Annotated in this window: 13 protein-coding genes; 4 read left to right on the top strand and 9 right to left on the bottom strand. The window is 47.4% G+C overall.

Annotation, left to right across the window (positions count from 1 at the left end; all coding sequences use genetic code 11):
• Positions 1–27: 27 nt before the first annotated feature.
• From QUA78_RS04640 to metK, 3 genes are all read right to left on the bottom strand, one after another.
• Positions 28–1,944 (bottom strand): HEAT repeat domain-containing protein, encoded by a 1,917-nt coding sequence (locus QUA78_RS04640; RefSeq protein WP_333299879.1) that lies wholly within the window; start codon positions 1,942–1,944, stop codon positions 28–30.
• Between the two features lie 333 nt (positions 1,945–2,277).
• Positions 2,278–3,450 (bottom strand): family 10 glycosylhydrolase, encoded by a 1,173-nt coding sequence (locus QUA78_RS04635; RefSeq protein WP_333299878.1) that lies wholly within the window; start codon positions 3,448–3,450, stop codon positions 2,278–2,280.
• A 268-nt stretch (positions 3,451–3,718) separates the two neighbouring features.
• The gene (gene metK, locus QUA78_RS04630) at positions 3,719–4,981 is read right to left on the bottom strand and encodes a methionine adenosyltransferase (protein ID WP_333299901.1); all 1,263 of its coding nucleotides are present in this window, start codon (positions 4,979–4,981) and stop codon (positions 3,719–3,721) included.
• A gap of 303 nt (positions 4,982–5,284) precedes the next feature.
• Between metK and QUA78_RS04625 the strand changes: the two genes are divergently transcribed.
• On the top strand, positions 5,285–7,009 hold the full coding sequence (locus QUA78_RS04625) for an AAA-like domain-containing protein (protein ID WP_333299877.1): 1,725 nt from the start codon (positions 5,285–5,287) through the stop codon (positions 7,007–7,009).
• A gap of 197 nt (positions 7,010–7,206) precedes the next feature.
• Here QUA78_RS04625 and QUA78_RS04620 read toward each other — a convergent pair whose 3' ends face one another.
• Complete coding sequence (locus tag QUA78_RS04620) at positions 7,207–7,554, bottom strand: rhodanese-like domain-containing protein (RefSeq protein ID WP_333299875.1); 348 nt, start codon at positions 7,552–7,554, stop codon at positions 7,207–7,209.
• A gap of 151 nt (positions 7,555–7,705) precedes the next feature.
• Positions 7,706–8,332, bottom strand: coding sequence for a hypothetical protein (locus tag QUA78_RS04615; protein ID WP_333299874.1), 627 nt, complete (start codon positions 8,330–8,332; stop codon positions 7,706–7,708).
• A 194-nt stretch (positions 8,333–8,526) separates the two neighbouring features.
• Here QUA78_RS04615 and rpsD point away from each other — a divergent pair, with 194 nt between their 5' ends.
• A complete protein-coding gene (gene rpsD / locus QUA78_RS04610; RefSeq protein WP_172190738.1) occupies positions 8,527–9,135 on the top strand; it encodes a 30S ribosomal protein S4 in 609 nt (202 codons plus the stop codon).
• Positions 9,136–9,571: 436 nt separating this feature from the next.
• On the opposite strand, the gene QUA78_RS04605 is transcribed toward rpsD, so the two are convergent.
• From QUA78_RS04605 to QUA78_RS04590, 4 genes are all read right to left on the bottom strand, one after another.
• Positions 9,572–10,774 carry a catalase gene (locus QUA78_RS04605; protein WP_333299873.1) on the bottom strand — a complete coding sequence of 401 codons (1,203 nt, stop codon included), beginning with the start codon at positions 10,772–10,774 and terminating at the stop codon, positions 9,572–9,574.
• A gap of 248 nt (positions 10,775–11,022) precedes the next feature.
• On the bottom strand, positions 11,023–13,779 hold the full coding sequence (locus QUA78_RS04600; RefSeq protein WP_333299872.1) for a phospholipase effector Tle1 domain-containing protein: 2,757 nt from the start codon (positions 13,777–13,779) through the stop codon (positions 11,023–11,025).
• 633 nt (positions 13,780–14,412) lie between these two features.
• Positions 14,413–15,846 (bottom strand): MFS transporter, encoded by a 1,434-nt coding sequence (locus tag QUA78_RS04595; protein WP_333299871.1) that lies wholly within the window; start codon positions 15,844–15,846, stop codon positions 14,413–14,415.
• Positions 15,847–16,159: 313 nt separating this feature from the next.
• Positions 16,160–16,588: a hypothetical protein gene (locus tag QUA78_RS04590; protein WP_333204085.1), complete on the bottom strand. Its 429-nt coding sequence runs from the start codon at positions 16,586–16,588 to the stop codon at positions 16,160–16,162.
• 421 nt (positions 16,589–17,009) lie between these two features.
• Here QUA78_RS04590 and cbiD point away from each other — a divergent pair, with 421 nt between their 5' ends.
• Both cbiD and guaA read left to right on the top strand, forming a co-directional pair.
• Positions 17,010–18,191: a cobalt-precorrin-5B (C(1))-methyltransferase CbiD gene (gene cbiD, locus QUA78_RS04585; protein ID WP_333299870.1), complete on the top strand. Its 1,182-nt coding sequence runs from the start codon at positions 17,010–17,012 to the stop codon at positions 18,189–18,191.
• Between the two features lie 347 nt (positions 18,192–18,538).
• Entirely contained in the window at positions 18,539–20,140 is a 1,602-nt protein-coding gene (gene guaA, locus QUA78_RS04580; protein ID WP_445302325.1) for a glutamine-hydrolyzing GMP synthase, read from the top strand.
• The last annotated feature ends 101 nt before the right edge of the window (positions 20,141–20,241 follow it).

The following is a 20,241-nucleotide window of genomic DNA, read 5'->3' as shown; positions in this document are numbered from 1 at the left end:
TACGAAAAGAAACCCGGTTTCTGCCAGTCAACTGTTGGCGATTGCGAGTTCTGGAGTGGCAGCGGTCAATTCGATCGCCAGTGCTAGCTTACCGTCTCTACCCAAAGCTTCATCCGCCAAGTGCACCATCCAGCGGTTCGGCTTGGCTTGGGGTCTGGCGGCGAGCACAACGGCCCAAGCTTCCCGTTCTTTGCCGCGACCCAACAGCGCTGCACAAACAATCAAAGCTGTGGCAGTTGAACGGCTGATCCCACTTTGGCAGCAGATGAGCAAACTGCCTCCCTGCGACGACATTTTGAGGGCGAAGTCAATAATTTTGAGTACATCCTCAAGGGTAGGCAATATTTGATCGGGGTCGTCAACGGGGGTGTCGAGGTCGTTAAATTCCAGCCGCAGTCGGTTTGGGACTTTGTGAAAATTTCTGGGATCGGGCACCCCCGGACTGCCGATCGAGATCAGGTATTCGATCTCGCGCGCGCCAGGGCGATCGACAATGTATTCGCTGGCTTCTGCTTCCGAAGCAATCAGGATTTTCGGCAGTTTTTCACCCGAGAGCTCTGCGGAAACACAGGGATCTAAATCAACGGTTTCTGCCTCAGTGCTCAAATCGGGCAAGTATTGGGCTGCCAGCGCGCGAACGTCAGCAAATTCGCGATTTAAAGCTGTTTCCAGAGCCAAAAGAGCAGCCGTCGAGCCAATTTGACCGAGGGATTTAACAGCCTTTTGGCGCACTCCAGAAGTTTCGTCCCCCAGCAGCCGCACCAAACCTGCCACAGCTTCCTCTGTCCCAATTTCCCCCAAAGCAGCAGCAACTCTCCACCGCACATAAGATTCGCTGTCGCCAATTGCGCTCGCCAGTCCCGCTGTCACCATTTTTTGCAAGTTATCATCTCCGGCTGTATTGATGTTCCCCAGGGCAACCGCAGCCCTGCCGCGCACGAAAATGTCCCGATCCGAGAGCGATCGCATTACCGCCACCACAGCCACCTCGCTGCTGATTTCCCCCAAGGCAGAAACTGCACTGCCGCGCACGTCTGAGTCGTCATGGTTGAGGGCTTCCAGCAGGCCGGCCACAGCCGTTTCCGTGCCGATTTGTCCCAAGGCCTCGGCGGCCCTCAAAGAAACTGCATAGGAGTCGGGATCGTCGTGGAGCAATTCTACTAAGCTGGGTACTGCGTCACAATCGCCGATTTTCCCCAAAGCCGTCGCGGCCCTAGCGCGGACGATGTGATTCGAGTCTCTGAGGGCGTTTATTAGGCCGGGAACTACCTCAGACACGCCGATTTTCCCGCAGTTGACCGCCGCCCGCCAGCGCACCTCGGAGTCTTGGTGTTTGAGGGCTTTCAGCAGTGCGGGGACGGCTGTTTTGGGGTGAATTTTGCCCAAGGCCCAAACAGCCCAGACGCGCACCCCGGAGGCTTTGTGGTTGAGGGCTTTGAGCAGTGCGGAGGCTGCTGGTTTCGAGTTGATTTCTCCTAACGCCCAAGCCGCCCAAGCTTGCACTTGGGAATCTTCGGATTCGAGCGATCGGGCTAATTCAATTACTGCTGCTTCGGAGGCGATTTTCCCGATCGCTCGAATGCCATGAAGGCGCACTGCACTTTCTTTGTGGTTCAATGTTGCCACCAGCATCGGAATTGCCAGATCGGAACTTGTTAGGGCCAGCAGTTTAATTTTGAGCAGCGGCGAAGTTGGGATTTTTTGGATTAATTTTATTGTGGCTGTTTGAAATTCTGGCTTTACCGTTCCTGCTAGCTTCGAGCCGAGTTTTAAATTTACTTTTAGGGCTAATTTTACTGCCCGCAAAGCCAGACTTTGCTGTTCTACTTCCGGCAATATTGTCGCCAAGGTGCGCATCCCTTCTTTTTGTTTCAAATATTTTTGATTGAATTGAGCATCGCTGAGCTCGGGTAGCTGTTGGATGAGGGTTGCTGCGGAGTTCATTGATTTACCTAATATTTTAGCGAGCGCTTGAGATTGCTCTTTTAAAATGTGTGTATAAAAAATAATATAGCGTCTACAAAACTCTACTTCTCAAAAAAGCTTGCACCACTTCTAAAATATGTCTCATTCCACTATTTTTGCAACTCCCCAATTATTAATTATCGGGTTTGTTTGGGCAATCAGCTCGACAATTAGTAGCGCTTGCTGCTTGGCATCGCTGGGTTGTTAGATAGCCTAACTCTGCTATATCATTTTATAGCTCGTTGGCTTGAAATAGCGATCGGCTCGGTTGAACCCAGCCAACCGGAAACAGCTTGATTCCGGGACCATCTCTCAACGAGCATAGGGCCCTTTTTTCAAAACCTCAGCCAAAGCGTTACCGTTATCTCGCAAACCTTCGTAAAAAAACATCACTTCTCCTTGAATGCCGCGAGAGCGGTTGTAAGAAATTACTTGCAACAACAGCTCGGGAGTTATGGTATATTTACTGCCTCGATTCGACAACAAAATACCGGGCGACACGCACTTTACTTGCTCCCCGCTAAGCTGTGCCCCAATCAGTCGATCTACTAATTGTTTGTAAGCGTTAAAATCGCGGCGATAAAACTGCGGGTGAAGCAGATCGACCAAGTTTTTGTCAACCCAAGCTTTAGAATCTTGCAAATATTCCTCCAGTCCCCACTCATAAGGACTCGGCGACATCGACAGCAATAAATCAGGATTAATAGCTTTCACTTCTCGGTGTAAACGAGCCACAAACTTAGTAATAATATCAGCGCGCCATTGCAGCCAATGTTTCTCTTTACAATCCGACGGCGCTGCTTTACCGCACTCTTCTCGATAGCGTTTAACCGTTTTTTCGTCGTAACCGCCTTCTACCGGAAACGCAATGCGATCGTCTCCTTGAACGCCGTTTACCGGATAATTCTTAGCAACTTCCAGCATCAACCCCAGCACAAAGTCTTGCACTTCCGGGTCAAGAGAATTCATCCAGTCAAAGTTATTTTTCTTAAGTAAATTGCCACTGGAATCACGGCCGGCCCACTCAGGTTTTTTCGCCAGCAAATGACCGCCCTTGCGATTGTAAGAACTCACAAATCCGTATTCAAAACAAGGAATCACTTTTAAACCAACTCTTTTTGCCTCAACACATATTTCTGCTAAGGGGTCGCGACCTTGATAGCGCGAGTCAATTTCAACCCCAAACTGTTCGCGCATAATTTGAGAAGGATAAGCCGTAAAACCCTGGCTCCAAACTACAGGAAAAACTGTATTAAATCCCGTATCGGCGAGAAAGTCCATTGCCTCAGCAGTTCGCTCTTTTGAGGTGAGAACTTTGCAGTCTGTGCTGGGTATCCAAACGCCGCGAATTCCACCAGGATTGTTAGTCGCAAACGAAGTTGGCAGCGTTGCTGGATTTGGTGCATAAAATCCAGCCGCCAACCCCTGTTTGAGCGAAGAGGCAAAACTGCGAATTGCTAATTGAAAAGGTGTGAAGAATGGCATTTATTTATTCTATTTTTGTGGTTTGTAAGCTGCGCACTGCGCGCGCTACGTTATTGATTTGTAGCCCCCGATATTATTTATGGATAAAGTGCGCCGAAGAACACGCTACGTTATTAATTGGTAGCACCAGATATTATTTATGGATAAAGTGCGCCGAAGAACACCCGATATTATTTATGGATAAGGTGCGCACTGCGCACCCTACCTTTATTCGTAGCACCCGATATTATTTATGGATAAGGTGCGCAGTGCGCACCCCAAAATTGTACTATCCAGCTACTCCAGACAACTTCTGGCTCAAAGCTTCTTTCAAGAGTTCCGCCTTATCAGTTTCCTCCCAAGGCAAATCTAAATCAGTGCGTCCGAAGTGACCGTAAGCTGCCACATCTTGATAGAAACGGCCGCCTCTTTCAGCAGGCAAATTCTGCAAGTTAAATGCCTGAATGATTCCCGCAGGACGCAGTTCAAAATGTTGCTTCACAACTTCCAAAAGGCGATCGTCATCAACTTTTCCAGTGCCAAAAGTTTCGATCATCATGCTAACAGGCCGCGCAACGCCGATCGCATAACTCAACTGCACTTCGCACTTTTGGGCCAAACCAGCAGCTACGATATTTTTAGCAACGTAGCGACAAGCATAAGCCGCGCTGCGGTCTACCTTGGTGGGGTCTTTCCCAGAAAAAGCGCCGCCGCCGTGGCGGGAATAGCCACCGTAGGTATCCACAATAATTTTGCGGCCCGTCAAACCGGAATCCCCTTGAGGCCCGCCGACCACAAATTTGCCAGTGGGGTTGACAAGGAAGCGAGTTTCTGCATCCGGCTTCACGCTAATATCGGCAAACACGGGTTGGACGACAGCAGTCCAAAGGTCTTCTTTGATCTTGGCTTGAACTGCGGCTGTTTCTGTGATGTCGCCGATCGTTTCGGTGTGCTGCGTAGAAATTAAAATCGTATCTATGCCAACAGGTTTGCCGTCCTCATAGACTACTGTAACTTGGCTTTTGCCGTCGGGACGCAGGTAAGATAACTGACCGGTTTTGCGGACTGCTGCCAGTTGACGGCAAATCCGGTGCGCTAAACTGATCGGCAGAGGCATCATTTCCGGCGTTTCGTTGCAAGCAAAGCCAAACATCAAGCCTTGGTCGCCGGCTCCAATGGCGTCTAATTCCTCTTCACTCGATTGTTCCCGGCTTTCGTGGGCTGTATTCACCCCTTGAGCAATATCGGGAGACTGAGAATCAAGAGCCACCAACACCGAGCAGCTATTGGCAGAAAAGCCGTTGTCAGCGTGGATGTAGCCAATATCGGCTATTTTTTTCCGGGCTAATTCTATGTAATTTACCTGAGCTTTAGTGGTAATTTCGCCCGTCAGCAGCATCAAGCCGGTGTTGACGACTACTTCGGCTGCGACGCGGCTTTTGGGGTCTTCAGTCAGTAAGGCATCTAAAATCGTATCTGAAATTTGATCGCAGATTTTATCGGGATGGCCTTCAGTGACCGATTCAGAGGTAAACAGGTAGCGACGTGACAATGATTGTTCCTCCTTTGATGGGGGCGAAGCCTGCGCGACATCGACGACCGACGAGTTATTTTTCAGGTAATGGCCAAGAATCATGGCGTCTGGGCCGCCGTCGAATTTTTGTCGGTCTGCAGAAGTGTTGAAGCAGGGTTTGAGATTGGGTAAAGTCACACTACTATAGCAAAGTCAGTCGTGGGAAGTCCTTAAAAACTTAGATTTTGTAGGATTCTCGATCGAGCTTGGACACACCGCTAGTCTACCCCCCTAACCTGACAAAGGTAAGATACAGTCAGGGTATCGCCTCGCGGAAGGACTATGGCAGGAATCCAAAAATCACCAAACTTAATCCAAACGGTTGCAGACCTAGAATTTCCCGGCGGCCCAATACCGATTGACTCTCCATTTTATATCGATCGATCGCCCGCCGAAGCCCGAGCTTGCGCAGAAATTAGCAAGCCAGGGAGCCTAATTCGCATTAAAGCTCCCAGAAAAATGGGCAAAAGTTCGCTGATGCTGCGCATAATTCACGCGGCAGTCGATCGTGGATACCGCACAGTAACTGTAGACTTTCAGCAAGCCGACGCAGCGGTTTTTGGTAGTTTAGATAAATTTTTGCGCTGGCTTTGTGTCAATGTCGCTCGGCAACTCAAACTCGAACCAAATCTCGCTGAATTCTGGGATGAAGATATGGGCAGCAAGGTAAGCTGCACTCTTTACTTTGAGAACTATTTGCTCGAACAAATTGACAGTCCGGTTGTCTTGGTACTCAACGAAGTAAACCTAGTATTTGAACGCGCCCATATTGTTCAAGAATTTCTGCCACTGCTGCGTTCTTGGTACGAACAATCTCGACACATTCTAACTTGGCAAAAACTCCGCATCGTCGTCATTCACTCGACAGAAATTTATATTGCTTTGAGTCTTAATCAATCTCCATTTAATGTAGGAATGCCGATTAAACTCTCAGAATTCACTGCTGAACAAGTCCAAGATTTGGCGCGCAGATACGGACTGAACTGGAGCGATAGCTATCCGATCGAGCAATTAATGAACATGGTAGGCGGGCATCCTTATTTAGTGCATTTAGCGCTCTATCACCTGGCAATTTTGCAGCAAAATAGCCTGTCGGGCGATCGGGATGAGCCTGGGGAGGAAGTGGGGCGAGCCGAGTTGGAAGAACTGTTAACAGCAGCTCCTACTCACAGCGGAATTTATAGCGACTACTTGCAAAATCAGTCGATCGCCATTCAACAGCAGCCGGCACTGGCATCCGCCTTCCAACAGGTTGTCGATGCTAAAAATAGCGTTCACATCGAACCTTTTATCGCCTATCAGTTACACAGCATGGGACTTGTCAAATTAGAGGGAAATAACTGTATCTTGTCTTGCAAATTATATCGCCTGTATTTTCAAGAGCAAAATTTGTGCGAGGACTGTTTCTCGACTGTTGGTTGGGAGGAGTTGCAGCAAGAAAATCAAAGGCTGCTAGCTTTGGTGAATGTGGACGAACTTACTCAAATTGGCAACAGACGGCATTTTAACAGTTGCTTGCGAGCGGAATGGCAACATATGGCTCGCGATGGGTCGCCGATATCTTTGATTTTGTGCGACATCGATTATTTCAAAATATATAATGATACCTACGGACATCAAGCTGGAGATGATTGTTTGCGATCGGTAGCTCAGACAATTCGCCGATCGCTCCAGGGTCCTGCTGATGTAGCCGCTCGCTACGGGGGCGAGGAATTTGCTGTGATTTTACCTCAAACTGATGCGGCGAGCGCTCTGCTTGTTGCCGAACACATTAGAGCGAAAGTTAAAGATTTGAAGATTTTTTTTAAGCCGGAGATACTTGACTGTCTGCCTAATTCTGTGGTAACGATGAGTTTGGGAATTGCCAGCGTTGTTCCGGGGCCGGAAAATGATGCAGCAACGCTGGTACTGGCGGCTGATGAGGCTCTTTATCACTCGAAAAGGCAGGGGCGCGATCGGCTCACTATGAGTAAGCTTTTAAATTTTCGATTTGCTGCTGTTAATTAGCTAATCCCGGGGGAATATAATTCGTTTATATAGCCTTTCTCAGTAACATGAGGTGCTCTCGATAAGCGGGCATAGGACATAGGGCATAGGGCATAGGGCATAGGGCATACCTCACCAAGATTGAGAACTGCTATACACATACAAAGTCCGCCCGCGCGGACTCTGAATAAAACGATAGTTAAGAGCTGGATTTGATGTTAATAGCGGGGGACGGTTCGATCGACCAGCATTGAGTAAGCATCGATACCGCCAACGATATTTTTAACGTTGGTAAATCCTCGCTCGGCTAACCAGTGGCACATTTGAGCCGATCGCACTCCGTGATGGCACAGAACTAGGGTTTCTGTGTCGCGATCGAGTCTAGTGTCAATTTCACCGGACCATTCGGCAAACTCGCTCAGCGGAAAAGCTGCAAATCCCGGCAGTGCAGCAAGTTCAATTTCGTCAGGTTCCCGCACGTCTACAAGCTGCAATTTCTCAGCATTGCTTTCGGCTAATTGGCGACCTAATTCTTCGACTGTAATTTGAGCAAAAATTTCTGACATTTGATTATAAAAAAGTAGTCATTAGTCATTAGTCATCAGTCATCAGTCATCAGTCAGTTAACAGTTAACAGTCAACAGTCAACAGTCAACAGTCAACAGTTAACAGTCAACAGTCAACAGTTAACAGTCAACAGTCAACAGTCAACAGTGATTAATTGGGCAGCGAAGGCGGTGAAATTAGCTCCACAGGAGGCGTAGGTGCAGGACGCCCGTCCAAGCTCACTGTGTCCCTCGGGTCGAGACAAGTGGCGATTAACCTGTCAGTGGGAAAGTCGAGCCTGCCGCTCAAACCGACTACGCATTCAGCAAACTGTTGTGGCAATAAACTGCGGCGACACCCATCGAGGACTACCAGGGGAGCCGCCGGTTGAGTTCGAGTTTTGCCGTTAATATTCACTACGCAAGTAGCCAATTCGGCGGGACGCCTCACCCGCCGACAGCTAGAGAGCGCTTCGACACCAGAAATATTGGTTTTGCGGTTGATTTGGAGAGCGCATTTAGATATGTCGCGGGGGTGGAGCGCGTCAGCACAAGCGGCTGCTGCTGCCTCGGCCCCCACTCCGGCTTCGATTAGTTCCAGGGCGCAGACGCGATAGGGATTCCTATTGCGAGGGATTCTAATCGTGATGGCTGATGCTGGCGAGATTGGCAGTGCACTGGCCAACAAACCGAGTGCTGCTAGCTGCGTGCCGAGAGCCAATATCCAGCGCCCGGTAGGGCTTGAGCCTGTCGGTGCTGGCTTTGGGGAAGAAGTGCGGGAAAAATTGCGGTTGTGCATGGCAGATCGAGTAGTGAGTTTTTTTGGCTGAGTGCGGCGATCGATCGGCTTTTCCTTCAGAATTTACCGCACACATTATGGATCGCGCTGCGGTCGATCGTTTTTTTATCGATCATTGTTGGAATTTTAACCGTTACCAACATATAATATAGAGTCTGCATAAAATTGCATACAGATATTAGAGAGGAAAATAAATGTCTCGATATCGAGGCCCCCGATTGAGAATCGTCCGTCGCCTGAAAGAGTTGCCGGGTCTAACCCGCAAAACCCCCAGACGAGATTATCCGCCTGGACAGCACGGTCAAAACCGCAAAAAGCTCTCTGAGTACGCGGTTCGCTTGCAAGAAAAGCAAAAACTCCGTTTCAATTACGGTGTGACGGAACGCCAACTGCTCCGTTACGTCCGCAAAGCCCGCCGTGTCACGGGCTCCACAGGTCAAGTGTTACTGCAATTTTTGGAAATGCGCTTGGACAATACTGTGTTTCGGATGGGAATGGCTCCAACCATTCCGTCCGCTAGACAATTGGTAAATCACGGTCACATAACTGTCAATGACCGTGAAGTCAATATCGCCAGCTATCAGTGCAAGCCTGGTGATGTAGTTGCGGTGAAAAATAGAGAGCGCTCGCGCACAATGGTAGAAGCTAATCTCAAAGACCCAGGCTTGGCTCACTTGCCCAATCACTTGGAATTTGATAAGCAAAAACTGGTTGGCAAAGTTAATGGCGTTATCGAACGCGAGTGGATTGCTCTTCAGATTAACGAACTGTTAGTGGTGGAATACTACTCACGGCAAGCCTAAGTTATTAATCATCAGTCGTTGGTCATTAGTCATGAGTTGGTTGAAGGTGGAATTATTACAGCGTATTCCAGGTTTATCCAGTAGGGACACGGCAATGCCGTGTCCCTACTGGGATTAATCAATTTCTACTGACACAAAACTGAGGACTGAGGACTGAGGACTAAGAATTAATAATTTTCAACACTCCCACCCCCTAAAAAGGGATGGGATTTTTTGAAGGTTTCGCTTGTTAACTTCCTTGAGTGGCCATTTGCTCAGACGACACCTGCCTGATGGCATTAAATGATATCAAATCCGTTAGCATCGGAATAGTAAATTCGAGTTCACTGTTGACAGTCAACAGTGAACAGTCAACAGTGAACAGTCAACAGTGAACAGTCAACATCATTCCGGTGTAACCGGAAATGATATGATGTCCCAGCCTCAAATTATTTCCTTAAAATGTTTCTTCTCCGGTTGGTTCTTGGTGGACAAGACCTCGCTTTTGAAGGCGATAATTCGCTACAACGGGGTAAACAACACCGCGTATCCGATTGATCGCACCTACTGGACGATGAACTGCTAAGCCGTTCCAGGGAGAATATCTCAGGTTTTCGTTGAAATCGGATTGTTTTTCATAATCAATAATCTGATGCTTGACAGTGAGACGACCTACTCTCAAGAAGGGTGATTCCTGTTCCTTCCAGACATTGATGCCATCGTCGATCGGCATTTTTAGGCTGGTTTGGAACTGGATGCCAAAATCCCACCAGTATTCGGCATCAGGTTTCGCCAAGGCTTGAATTAGATCGTTCCGGTAATAATTGTCTGGTTTATTGGGATCTAAACCCAAGGCTTTAGCGCGATCGACAAAGGGAATTTTAGGAATTCCCGGTCGAGATTGTTCTGGAATTATCTCGTGCGGTGGTTGGCATGAAACCGGAGTAAACCCATACTTAATTACAGCAGGATATTCGACAGGAACTAGACCAGGCTGGGAGGGATCGAAATCGGGATAGAGACCCAAAGCAGATGGTGAACCGCTCCAATATTTTGCTGTTAGCACACTCTTCGGAGTCCGGCTACCCGTAAGGGTCGAGACCGCTATAAAGTGTCTGGGATGTCGCATTAGCCACTTTTTCAATGTCTCTGGTGATTCCACAAGAGCAGAAAAAAAGCCGTAGTAGTCTTTGATCGTTTGGCTCACAAATATCTCTGAATTGTGAACAATGATGTCCTGGGTTTTTGACTCGTGGCTTTGCGCCAGTCGTTCCCCTTCCACCCCCATCACTTTCACTGACATTGAGCGCGAATCTTTGGCGTAATCAGGGTATACTTTGGTAGCCCCGTTAGCAAATCGCAACCAAACAGGATATTCTTTGGGTTTTGCTAGCAAACCTTGCTTAAGGGAAATAGCATTGAGTTGCGAAGAACTTAACGAAGCGCGTTTGCCCAATTCCCGTTTAATCGCTTGCTGATCGAAGTCAAAAATTTCCAGAGTTCCTTTAACGCACGCATGAGTTTTGGCGTGAGTATCTCGCAGCGCCCGCTCCTTATCCCCGTAAAGATTATCCATCCGAAGCTTGGCCTGCTCAACCAAAAGATCGTAGTATTTGCGTTCGTCCTGTTCGGGATATTCGGTAAATAACTTCTTGCTCATAAATAACCTTTGAAAAGCTGATTGTGGTGATAATGGTTGGCATTTGCCCCTTCTATTTTACCTGATTTTTCACGTAATTTCGAGGGAACTCAGGTGTAAGTTATTCCCGGTTAATTGCGTCATCCTCTAAACCGCGAACAACTCACCACTGCGACTGTCGGCTCTTATTGAACAGGAGTTATACATTGGAAAGAAAGGCGTACACTTTACAAGTTGTAACCCCACTTTCCTCGTGTTCTGTCAGCTAATTAAGATGGTTTCCAACCCTCATTATAAAAAGAAACTTTGTACTCTTTACCGCGAGGAACATTACGGTTCAGCACCTGCGAGAGGGTTTTGGTATTCATAATCTCTTCCCAACCTACAGGTGAAAAAGTTTCTGGATTGAAGACATTTTCGGCTAATAGAGGATTGGTGAAAGCTTCAGAAAAAGCATCAATTCCTATCAGTCGTCCGACTAAAGGAGGTAAGGCTGAATTTTGCCGCAAATCTTCTGCGTAGAGTCCAACATACAACTCAATGTTATCTACGTGACCGTACAATCGTTTCAATTCTTTTTGGACATCTTCATCGCCACTAATTTGATTGAAATCGGTCACCCGTGGATACTTGCACAGTTCGCGGTAATCGTTGTAGGTTCTTAATTTGGCTGCACGACCTGCACGAATGCTGGCTGTCTCGGTTGGAATTAGGAAATCAGGCGTATTGAATAAACCCAATTGCGCTGCTGGTTGGGAACAAGTTTCTTCAAACATAGCTCCCAAACCCTTGTTAATGATCATATCATTGTTCCACATCGACTCGGGCATAGGCATTTCTTTCCCGTTATGAATTAGCTTATCGGGCAGCATACTATGCCAACGATAAACTAAAGTAAATTCTACCATCATCCAATTGTTGCGATACCATTTTTCATCAATAAATGCTGGGGGATCGGTGAAGAATTGGAAGTGATAGGGAGTAAGGTGGTTGATATAATCCTCAAGCACAATTTTCAGAAACTCCGCCATCACGATATTTCTGGCGGTTTGGAAAAGGCGTTCATCATCCCAAGTTGGATAATTTTTTGCTAAGAGGTCGCACACGCGATTATGTTCTCTTAAGCTAAGAACGTTGAGCATTACATAGCCAACTTGCACATTGACACGCTCTAACTCTATCCCCATTGCAAATAATTTTTGTTTCTTTTCCGGGGGTATTTTATCTGATTTTTTTTCGTCGTATTCACCGACTATTTGATGGGGAATTCCTTTGAATTCTTCCTTAGGCTGTCCGTTCTCATCATAGTAAAAAGGAGGATATTCTTCGCCATTGAGAATTTGGCTTTTTAGCTTGCCTCCTTGATAAGACCTCAGCAGGCGAGTAATATTTGCGTTCAACCCATAGACGTTACACAGATCGATGTGGTGGTTGGAACTATTTCTGCGCTGATCCAGTCGATCGGTTCGCAGGAAACTGTCGGTAAACCATTGTACGAAATAGGGGAACATAAGAGAGGATTTGGCCGAATATTTCGTCTTCCCTCCTTTTTTGCGGTACAAGACCTCCAAATCCTTAATAGGCGGGAGATTCTTTTCAAAATTCTCTGTGGGGCTTAAATTCACCCCTACGTAGCTTTTATCCGTTAATGGCTTCCAATCAGTAGGCGGTAGATGAAGTCCCGAATAAGAGCGATCGTTTAATGACTCCCAAGAGGTGTAGGGAGACATGGTACTAAACGCATAGGGGCGAGTTGGAATTTTTAAGACGGCATTGTTAATCAGAGTTTTGTTGACTTTTTTGCTAAGCCCCTCGTTGCTTTGAATCAAGTTCCAAAGCGGCTTGAAGTTAGTTAAAAGCAAAGTCTCGATTTTGTTTTTCTGCCCGTCTCTTGATGTGTCTCTTTTTGAAGGCATAATTGTTTCTCGTTTGGGTTCTGGTAGATTTGAGTGATTGCCAAGCCTCAATTCCGGGATCTTGCTCGAGTCTTCTCTATCCTCTTCAATTGAATTTAAGTTTTTAGAGAAAATCTTGTTTAGATTCTGGGGGCGGTACTTCTTTTCGCTTTCCCAACGCTCGATCGCGCTTTCATGAAGATCCTCAATGGTATCCCCCACCTGGCGCCACTTGATTCCTGCCAATTTGAAGAACCCAGGAGTGTTTTGAAATGGAACCTTATAATTAGGCTGGATATCCTTAATGGCCTCTGGCTCGAATTCAAGCTTCAATTCCAAGTCACTGATTTGATCCAACATCCACTTCAAGACAGTATCTGATAACCCGCGGTATGCTGGCGTACCACCGCCGATGCAGCCATGCTCGCCTGGAAACCAAACTTGACGAAGCTTCTGCTTCGGGGCATCAGGATTTTTCTTCATCAGGGTAACATCAAAGATTTCGCGAATTTCGTCGATCGCCACGGCGTGCAACGCATTCTCAATATCCTTATTTAAAGTGGTGTCGTGGAATTTGTACCTTGTTTTGAGCTGTGTCTCAAACTTCTTCAAGGCGGGTACAAGAGGAATACCAAGGGCTCCAACGGTGTCGAAACAACCAAGCAAGGTAATCGGGACGCTATCGCCGTTATCTTTGCCGTAATTTTTGCGGAAATCCTTTGCTTCCTGAGCCTGTGGTTTAATATTTGGCTTACGGTAAAGCTCGTAAGCTTTTGATGCCATGGTAATGTTACGGCGGGATAGGAGACCGGAGCAATAGATCATCCCCGCTAAACTCCTGACTGTGTAAGCACCGCGACTGAACCCGAATAGATAGATTTCGTCACCCCGATCGTAGTTGAAAGAAAGAAAACGATAGGCATCTTGTATATTTTTATCGATTCCCAGCCCAGTGACTCCGCCCACAATCTTGTTACTGTCTACTCCAATTCCCTCGTCATAAAACACGATCTGCGGAACCCCGTCACTGGCTGTCCGTTTCACGGCCTGGGCAAGCTTAACCACATTAGTTGGGCACTCAGTATCTAGTTTGTTCCAAGTTCCATCACAGCAAACGATCAGACGTTTCATATTTACATTCTCTCTTTGAATCGGAAATTTGATAGCAAGCTGTCATTGGTAATCGGTTACAAGAGAATTGCCAATTCGCGTTTTTCTGTCGCGTCAGGCGCTCCCTGCTAATTTTTGGCTTGAAATTGTTATGTGGCTGGGCAATCTTTAGCTATTTCGATTGTCCGGATATTAGTCTCAAAACACCATCTAGTCTAGTTGGCTGTATTAAAATGTTAATTTTATTTATATTTCTTAAATTAAAATCTTTACAGCGTGAAATAGTAGCTTTGGTTCTGGGAAAAGGCTCGATTCTCTTAAAACGTAAAAAATTTAGAGCGTGAAATCCTAGGTTTGGTTCTGGGAAAAGGCTCGATTCTCCTAACAGGAGTAGCGCTCCGACGCCCTAGCTAACAAACATTTAAACACATTTACGCTCTGCCTTGTCAGCTTGTAAAACAGCTATATCTTATCGATTTGTCAGTTAGCTGCAAGATAATTGTGACGTATTGGCCACACGGATAGCAGGTTTGGACTGTGTTTTGGATGAAAATTTGTTGCAGCGACTCTCAGATTTTCTGCGATGTGCTTGAAGTTTTTAACAATCTTTGGGCTTTTCTGGTTTCTCGATCGATAAATTTGTGGGAAAATTTTCTAGCCCCGGTTTAATTTGAAGCGTCCAAAAGTAGGGACGATCGACCGCAGCGACTGGCTGCGGGGTTCTCGCACCAAAACCAAAGGCAGCAAGCCTACCAATCGCACAGCAGCCGAGAGGGCAAAGAGCGATCCCAAACTCATGCCGGGAAGTTGGGCTAGAAAGCCGCCGGTAGTAGTTCCCAAAGCCCCAGCCAATCCCGAAACTGCTGCGGCGATCGCAAAATAAGTCGAGGGTTGCTCGATCGACGCTATCTCCATTTGAATATTGTTAGTACACAGCCCGATCGCCCCTAAAGTCGTTCCCCCCAGCAAGTGCAGCAGCGGCAGCCACACCCAAACCGCAAACGGGTAATTGCCCGTACCCAACCACAGCAAAGGCGTTATCGCCACCACCAGCCCCACCGCAATTAGCAGGGGGCGATTTCCCAAGCGATCGGCCAACTTGCCCCAAAACATCAGCAGCAGCAGATTTGCCCCGGAACTCAAGCTGGTGTAAATCGTTACCAAACTTACATCCAAGCTTAAATCTTTCAGCAGGTAGATATTAAAAAAAGGCGCGCAGAGATTAACTGCAAATGTCCACACGCTGAAGTAAAGGATAAAGATTAAAAAATTAGAATCTTTGAGTACAGAAGGCACAAAATCTGTTATTTGCTTTTCTTTTTTCTCTGTAAGTCGATCGCTCTGTGCATCTTTTTTGTATACCTGCGGATTCACATCAACCATGAAGAATTGACACCCCAAACTAATCATTCCCGCCAAAACACCCACCAATAAAACAACACCGTAGCCCAAAATTGGATCTGCGCCCCAAGTTGACACGGACAATCCCATGAGCGGCACTCCCAGCAAACTAATCAAGCTCGTAGCACTGTTGCGAAAGCCAAAATAGCGTCCCCGCAAACGTTGAGGAACGACGGCCGCGAGCCAACTAAACCAGTTAGCACTGGCAAAAGCTCCTAGCACGCTAGCTGCTACGACGGTTGCCAGCGTCCACAGCAGCAGTTGGTGGGGGTCTGCCTGCTGGAAACCCCAAACAATTGCCACCGCCAGCACCAGCCACAGCAGCCGAGACACGCCGAATATCCCTAGGTTGTAGCAGTAGCGACTGGTTGTGCGGTCTGCGATGTAGGCTCCTAATGGTTGCAGGAGATTTACCACCATCGGAATAGCAGAGAATATACCTATTTCCACGCTGCTGGCACCGAGTTGCAGCAAGAAGTTGCTCAGCAGCACGCCGGCGGTCGCCGACTCGAAGACACTGGCAAAAACGCCGTCCAGAATTGAGGCTTTGAGAGTCGAGCGAATGTCTTGTTTAGAAATTTTGAGAGCTGTTTTTGGAGGTAGAACTAGCTGAGATATTTTATTATCTAGTATTTCTGGAGTCTGGAAAGATAGAGGTTGATTTAACTCTGCAACTGGTTCAACCATAAGTCATAGAATTTTATATTTTAGATCGCAGATTAAAGAATTAATGGCAAAATCTTGGTTTGGCAAGGGTTTGAGGCTGGCCGGCCATTAAATTATTTTTCATGCGCAGGTGTCAAAAAAATTTAATCTTTCTGCTAGGAATTGCTGAGCTAGCCTATTAAGATAAAACCAGCCCCGCCTTCAAGATGTTAGCTTGAAAGCTAGACTGGCACTTCCGGGTAATTGTTATTAATATAGAGGGCAAGCGATCGCTTGGACATCAACCGCTTGGGAGATATAAATTTGCTAATTGTACAAAAGTAGGTGTTAGGGCTTAACAAGGAAGCGATCGCAGCATTTCCCCTGACAAAAATTGCTCGAATTCCACCTCAAACAAGTCCCCCCAAGGGCCAAAGCAAATTTCGCGCGAGATCCTCCACTCGGCTCTCAAACCTTTACGGCTAGCTAAATCTATAGAATGTAAGACGATCGACTTGCCGAGTATAGCTGCTAACTCCAGCCCTCGGGCCAGGGCGGCAATTGCCTCTGGGGCGACAGCATCCACTTGCTGCATATCCACGACAACTCCAAGGGCAGCCGTTTCTAAGGCTTGCTCCAAATTGGTTTGGAAATCTAGGACAGCGATGCCGCCGAGGCAGCCCTTGGGTTGCAAAACAATGGTGTTGGATGCGGTGGTTTCTGGATCTAGTTGAGCGGTGGAATCCGAAACAACTGACGCCGTGAAGGTAGTGGCGGTCTTCATCTTTCCTCCTCCTGCGAACCCCTCACCATACCTGTACTCAGGACGGGGTAGATGCGAGGAAAAAGGGTGCAACGTCTGTGCAAGATAGCTGTAACCATCTTTTTTTTGAACCTGTTTACAGTAATTGTACTTAATTCCTGGAATCAGTTGGTCAGTCCCAGCGCTCGCGATCGAGATTCCTGGTTGTTTAGGGAAATCACCCGTACGTGCCCGTAAGGCTTCGGAGTCGGTTGTTGGCGAGCGCACCTCAAGAAAAGTGTGGCTGCGCTCGGCAACTGGCAGGACAAAATAATGACTTGACAAAATTTACGCTAACTGATGATAATAGCAAACCCTAGAATCAAACTTAAATGTTTGAGGGGTATCACTGCGAAGGCGTGATGTCGATCGCCGGCAAATTTACGGATTTCTGAATTATAGCGTGACTAAAACTCAACCTTTATCCGGGTATACACTGCCAGTATTTGCCTGTGCGGCTGCACTTGCAGCTTTGCGGTGCTTGCGTGAGGGTATTCAGTCTCTAGAGAGCGTATCAGTAAATTTACTGGAACCACAAATAACGGCAGAAATTCCGATCGAGCAGGCGTCTGTACTCAAAACTGGTACGGCTTTAGGCGTGACTCGCTCAGATCCGGGGGACAACCTCGATCTGACTCGCAATACCCCTGTTTGGGCAATGGTGGAATTGGGGAGAGGGGAAGAGGGGGAAAGCGGGAGAGAGGAACAGAGGGAGAGGGGGAGAGAGGGAGAGAATCGGGGAGAGGGAGAGCAGATTGTGATTCTCGGCGGTGAAGGTATAGGGCGTCACACAGTCGGTGGAGGAGCGGCGATCTATGATTACGCAATGCGGCTGCTGCGATCGAATCTGAGCCGAGAACTCGCACCGTCCGAAAAAATTACTGTCACCCTGATTCTGCCGTCAGGGCGCCAACTAGCCACCCGCACTTCTAACGAAGCTTTCGGCGTGGTAGAAGGACTTTCGCTGCTGGGTACAACTGGCATTTCTCAACCGCTGAGCGCCCCGGGACAGTTGGAAGTTTACCGCGAACAACTGCAACAGAAAGCGGAACTGTTTGACACTTTAGTCTTCTGCATCGGCGAAAACGGATTGGATTTGGCGCGACAACTGGGGATTAATCCCGATCGGCTCGTCAAAACCGCTAACTGGCTGGGCCCGCTGCTGGTAGAAGCAGGATATCAGGGCGTGCAATCTATTTTGCTGTTTGGCTATCACGGAAAACTGATGAAATTGGCGGCGGGAATTTTTCACACTCACCACCACCTCGCTGACGGGCGCAGGGAAATTCTCACAGCTTACTGTGCTAAGGCTGGAATGTCCGCTGATGCGTGTTCCGCAATTTTTGCCGCAGCGACGGCGGAAGATGCTCTCGGGCAACTGCGGGCTTTGGACGCCCAAACTGGCAGCAATTGGGTCGATCGAATTTACGGCGACATCGCCCGACAAATAGACTTGCGCTCATCGGATTGCATTTTTACTCACACCAACCGGAGAATCCCCGTGGGATCGGTGATGTTCGGGCGCGATCGCAAAATTATTGTTAAAAGTGACATAGGAGATACATTTTTGACCCAAATTTGTTAATGTAGTGTGAATATCCCTGAATTCTGTTTAAAACATCGGTCAGGGATAATATTTAACAAGTAATAATTCTCTGTCCCTAGACCTTAATTATACTAGGTTGCTTCGGGAAGTTATTTCTGAAGCAATAATTCTATTAATTAGGGTAAGGATCGACGTAAATCTATGCTTGCCCTGTGCCCGATTAATCGACTAACATCGCTGACTGCAATCTAGTATAAATAAGATTTATTCCTAGCGAGAAATGGTGCTTCGCTTTCCTTATAATTGTACTGAGACAGCGACAGATACCTCCGCTACTTTCTGCCCAATTAGCACTTAGCAATTACGCAATAACCGTGACTACTCAAATAGAAACTGAATCAGTCCTCACAAACTCTTTTGTGGAGCAGATAGAGCGCCAGATAATCGTGATTCTCGACTTCGGTTCGCAATATTCCGAACTGATTGCTCGTCGAATTCGCGAAACTCAAGTATATTCAGAAGTTATTTCTTACCGCACTACGGCAGAACAGTTAAAAGCTATCAATCCTAAAGGAATTATTCTTTCAGGAGGCCCGAGTTCTGTATACGATGAAAGAGCTCCCCAATGCGACCCAGAAATTTGGAATTTGGGAATACCGGTGTTGGGAGTGTGTTATGGGATGCAGTTGATGGTAAAGCAGCTCGGAGGAACTGTTGAGCGGGCTAAGTTAGCCGAATACGGCAAGGCATCGCTATTTATTGACGATCCTACGGATTTGCTGACAAATGTCGAAGAAGGCAGCACGATGTGGATGAGTCACGGAGACTCCTGTTCCGAGTTGCCGTCGGGTTTTGAGATCCTCGCTCACACGGACAATACTCCGTCTGCTGCTGTTGCTAACCACGAGAAAAATTTGTACGGCGTTCAGTTCCATCCAGAAGTAGTTCACTCGATCGGGGGAATAGCTTTAATTCGCAATTTTGTTTACCACATTTGCGAGTGCGAACCGACTTGGACGACTGCTACTTTTGTGGATCAATCGATTCGCGAAATTCGAGAGCAAGTCGGAGAGAAACGAGTGTTGCTGGCTCTATCGGGCGGTGTAGATTCTTCTACTTTGGCTTTCTTGCTGCACAAGGCGATCGGCGACCAACTTACCTGTATGTTTATCGACCAAGGGTTTATGCGGAAGTATGAACCAGAACGGTTGGTAAAATTATTTAAAGAGCAATTCCACATTGACGTTGAGTATGTTAATGCTCGCGAACGCTTTTTAGCTCAACTTGAAGGGATTACCGATCCGGAAGTAAAACGCAAGCGGATCGGTCACGAATTTATCAACGTATTTGAAGAAGAATCGAAGCGTCTGGGCCCCTTCGACTACCTGGCACAAGGTACTCTTTATCCTGATGTGATTGAGTCGGCTGACACTAATGCAGACCCGAAAAGCGGCGAGCGAGTTGCTGTTAAAATTAAAAGCCACCACAACGTCGGCGGTTTGCCGAAAGATTTGCGATTTAAGCTGATTGAACCGCTGCGAAAACTGTTTAAGGATGAAGTGCGAAAAGTCGGCCGGTCGATCGGGCTTCCCGAAGAAATCGTGAACCGACAACCTTTCCCCGGCCCGGGATTGGCGATTCGGATTATAGGAGAAGTTACCGCAGAGAGACTAAATATTTTGCGAGATGCTGACTTCATTGTTCGCCAAGAAATTAACCGCCACGGATTGTACGGTGAACTTTGGCAAGCTTTTGCAGTTTTGCTACCGATTCGCAGTGTAGGGGTGATGGGCGATCAGCGCACTTATGCTTACCCGATCGTTCTGCGATTTATTAAGAGTGAAGACGGGATGACGGCTGATTGGGCGCGGGTTCCTTACGATTTGTTGGAACTGATCTCGAACCGGATTGTGAATGAGGTTAAGGGGGTGAACCGGGTGGTTTACGATATTACTTCTAAGCCGCCGGGAACGATCGAGTGGGAGTGATTTGTAGTTAGGGGCGGGTTTAGGAGATTGTGGGTTTTAGGCAATTATTGTGGGTGAAACCCGCCCTTTGTATCTACAGAAATCGCTTTCAGGGGAAGGGA

Source organism: Microcoleus sp. K4-B3 (assembly GCF_036704615.1).
Lineage (GTDB): Bacteria > Cyanobacteriota > Cyanobacteriia > Cyanobacteriales > Microcoleaceae > Microcoleus.
The sequence above is the reverse complement of the archived record's forward strand: the minus strand, read 5'-3'. Positions and strand labels throughout refer to the sequence as shown.

What these genes read in the sequence shown, in the direction of transcription:
- QUA78_RS04605 (WP_333299873.1), bottom strand. Translation starts at nt 10,774, where the DNA reads ATGAGCAAGAAGTTATTTACCGAATATCCCGAACAGGACGAACGCAAA.
- QUA78_RS04620 (WP_333299875.1), bottom strand. Translation starts at nt 7,554, where the DNA reads ATGTCAGAAATTTTTGCTCAAATTACAGTCGAAGAATTAGGTCGCCAA.
- QUA78_RS04590 (WP_333204085.1), bottom strand. Translation starts at nt 16,588, where the DNA reads ATGAAGACCGCCACTACCTTCACGGCGTCAGTTGTTTCGGATTCCACC.
- QUA78_RS04595 (WP_333299871.1), bottom strand. Translation starts at nt 15,846, where the DNA reads ATGGTTGAACCAGTTGCAGAGTTAAATCAACCTCTATCTTTCCAGACT.
- QUA78_RS04600 (WP_333299872.1), bottom strand. Translation starts at nt 13,779, where the DNA reads ATGAAACGTCTGATCGTTTGCTGTGATGGAACTTGGAACAAACTAGAT.
- rpsD (WP_172190738.1), top strand. Translation starts at nt 8,527, where the DNA reads ATGTCTCGATATCGAGGCCCCCGATTGAGAATCGTCCGTCGCCTGAAA.
- QUA78_RS04640 (WP_333299879.1), bottom strand. Translation starts at nt 1,944, where the DNA reads ATGAACTCCGCAGCAACCCTCATCCAACAGCTACCCGAGCTCAGCGAT.
- QUA78_RS04625 (WP_333299877.1), top strand. Translation starts at nt 5,285, where the DNA reads ATGGCAGGAATCCAAAAATCACCAAACTTAATCCAAACGGTTGCAGAC.
- QUA78_RS04615 (WP_333299874.1), bottom strand. Translation starts at nt 8,332, where the DNA reads ATGCACAACCGCAATTTTTCCCGCACTTCTTCCCCAAAGCCAGCACCG.
- QUA78_RS04635 (WP_333299878.1), bottom strand. Translation starts at nt 3,450, where the DNA reads ATGCCATTCTTCACACCTTTTCAATTAGCAATTCGCAGTTTTGCCTCT.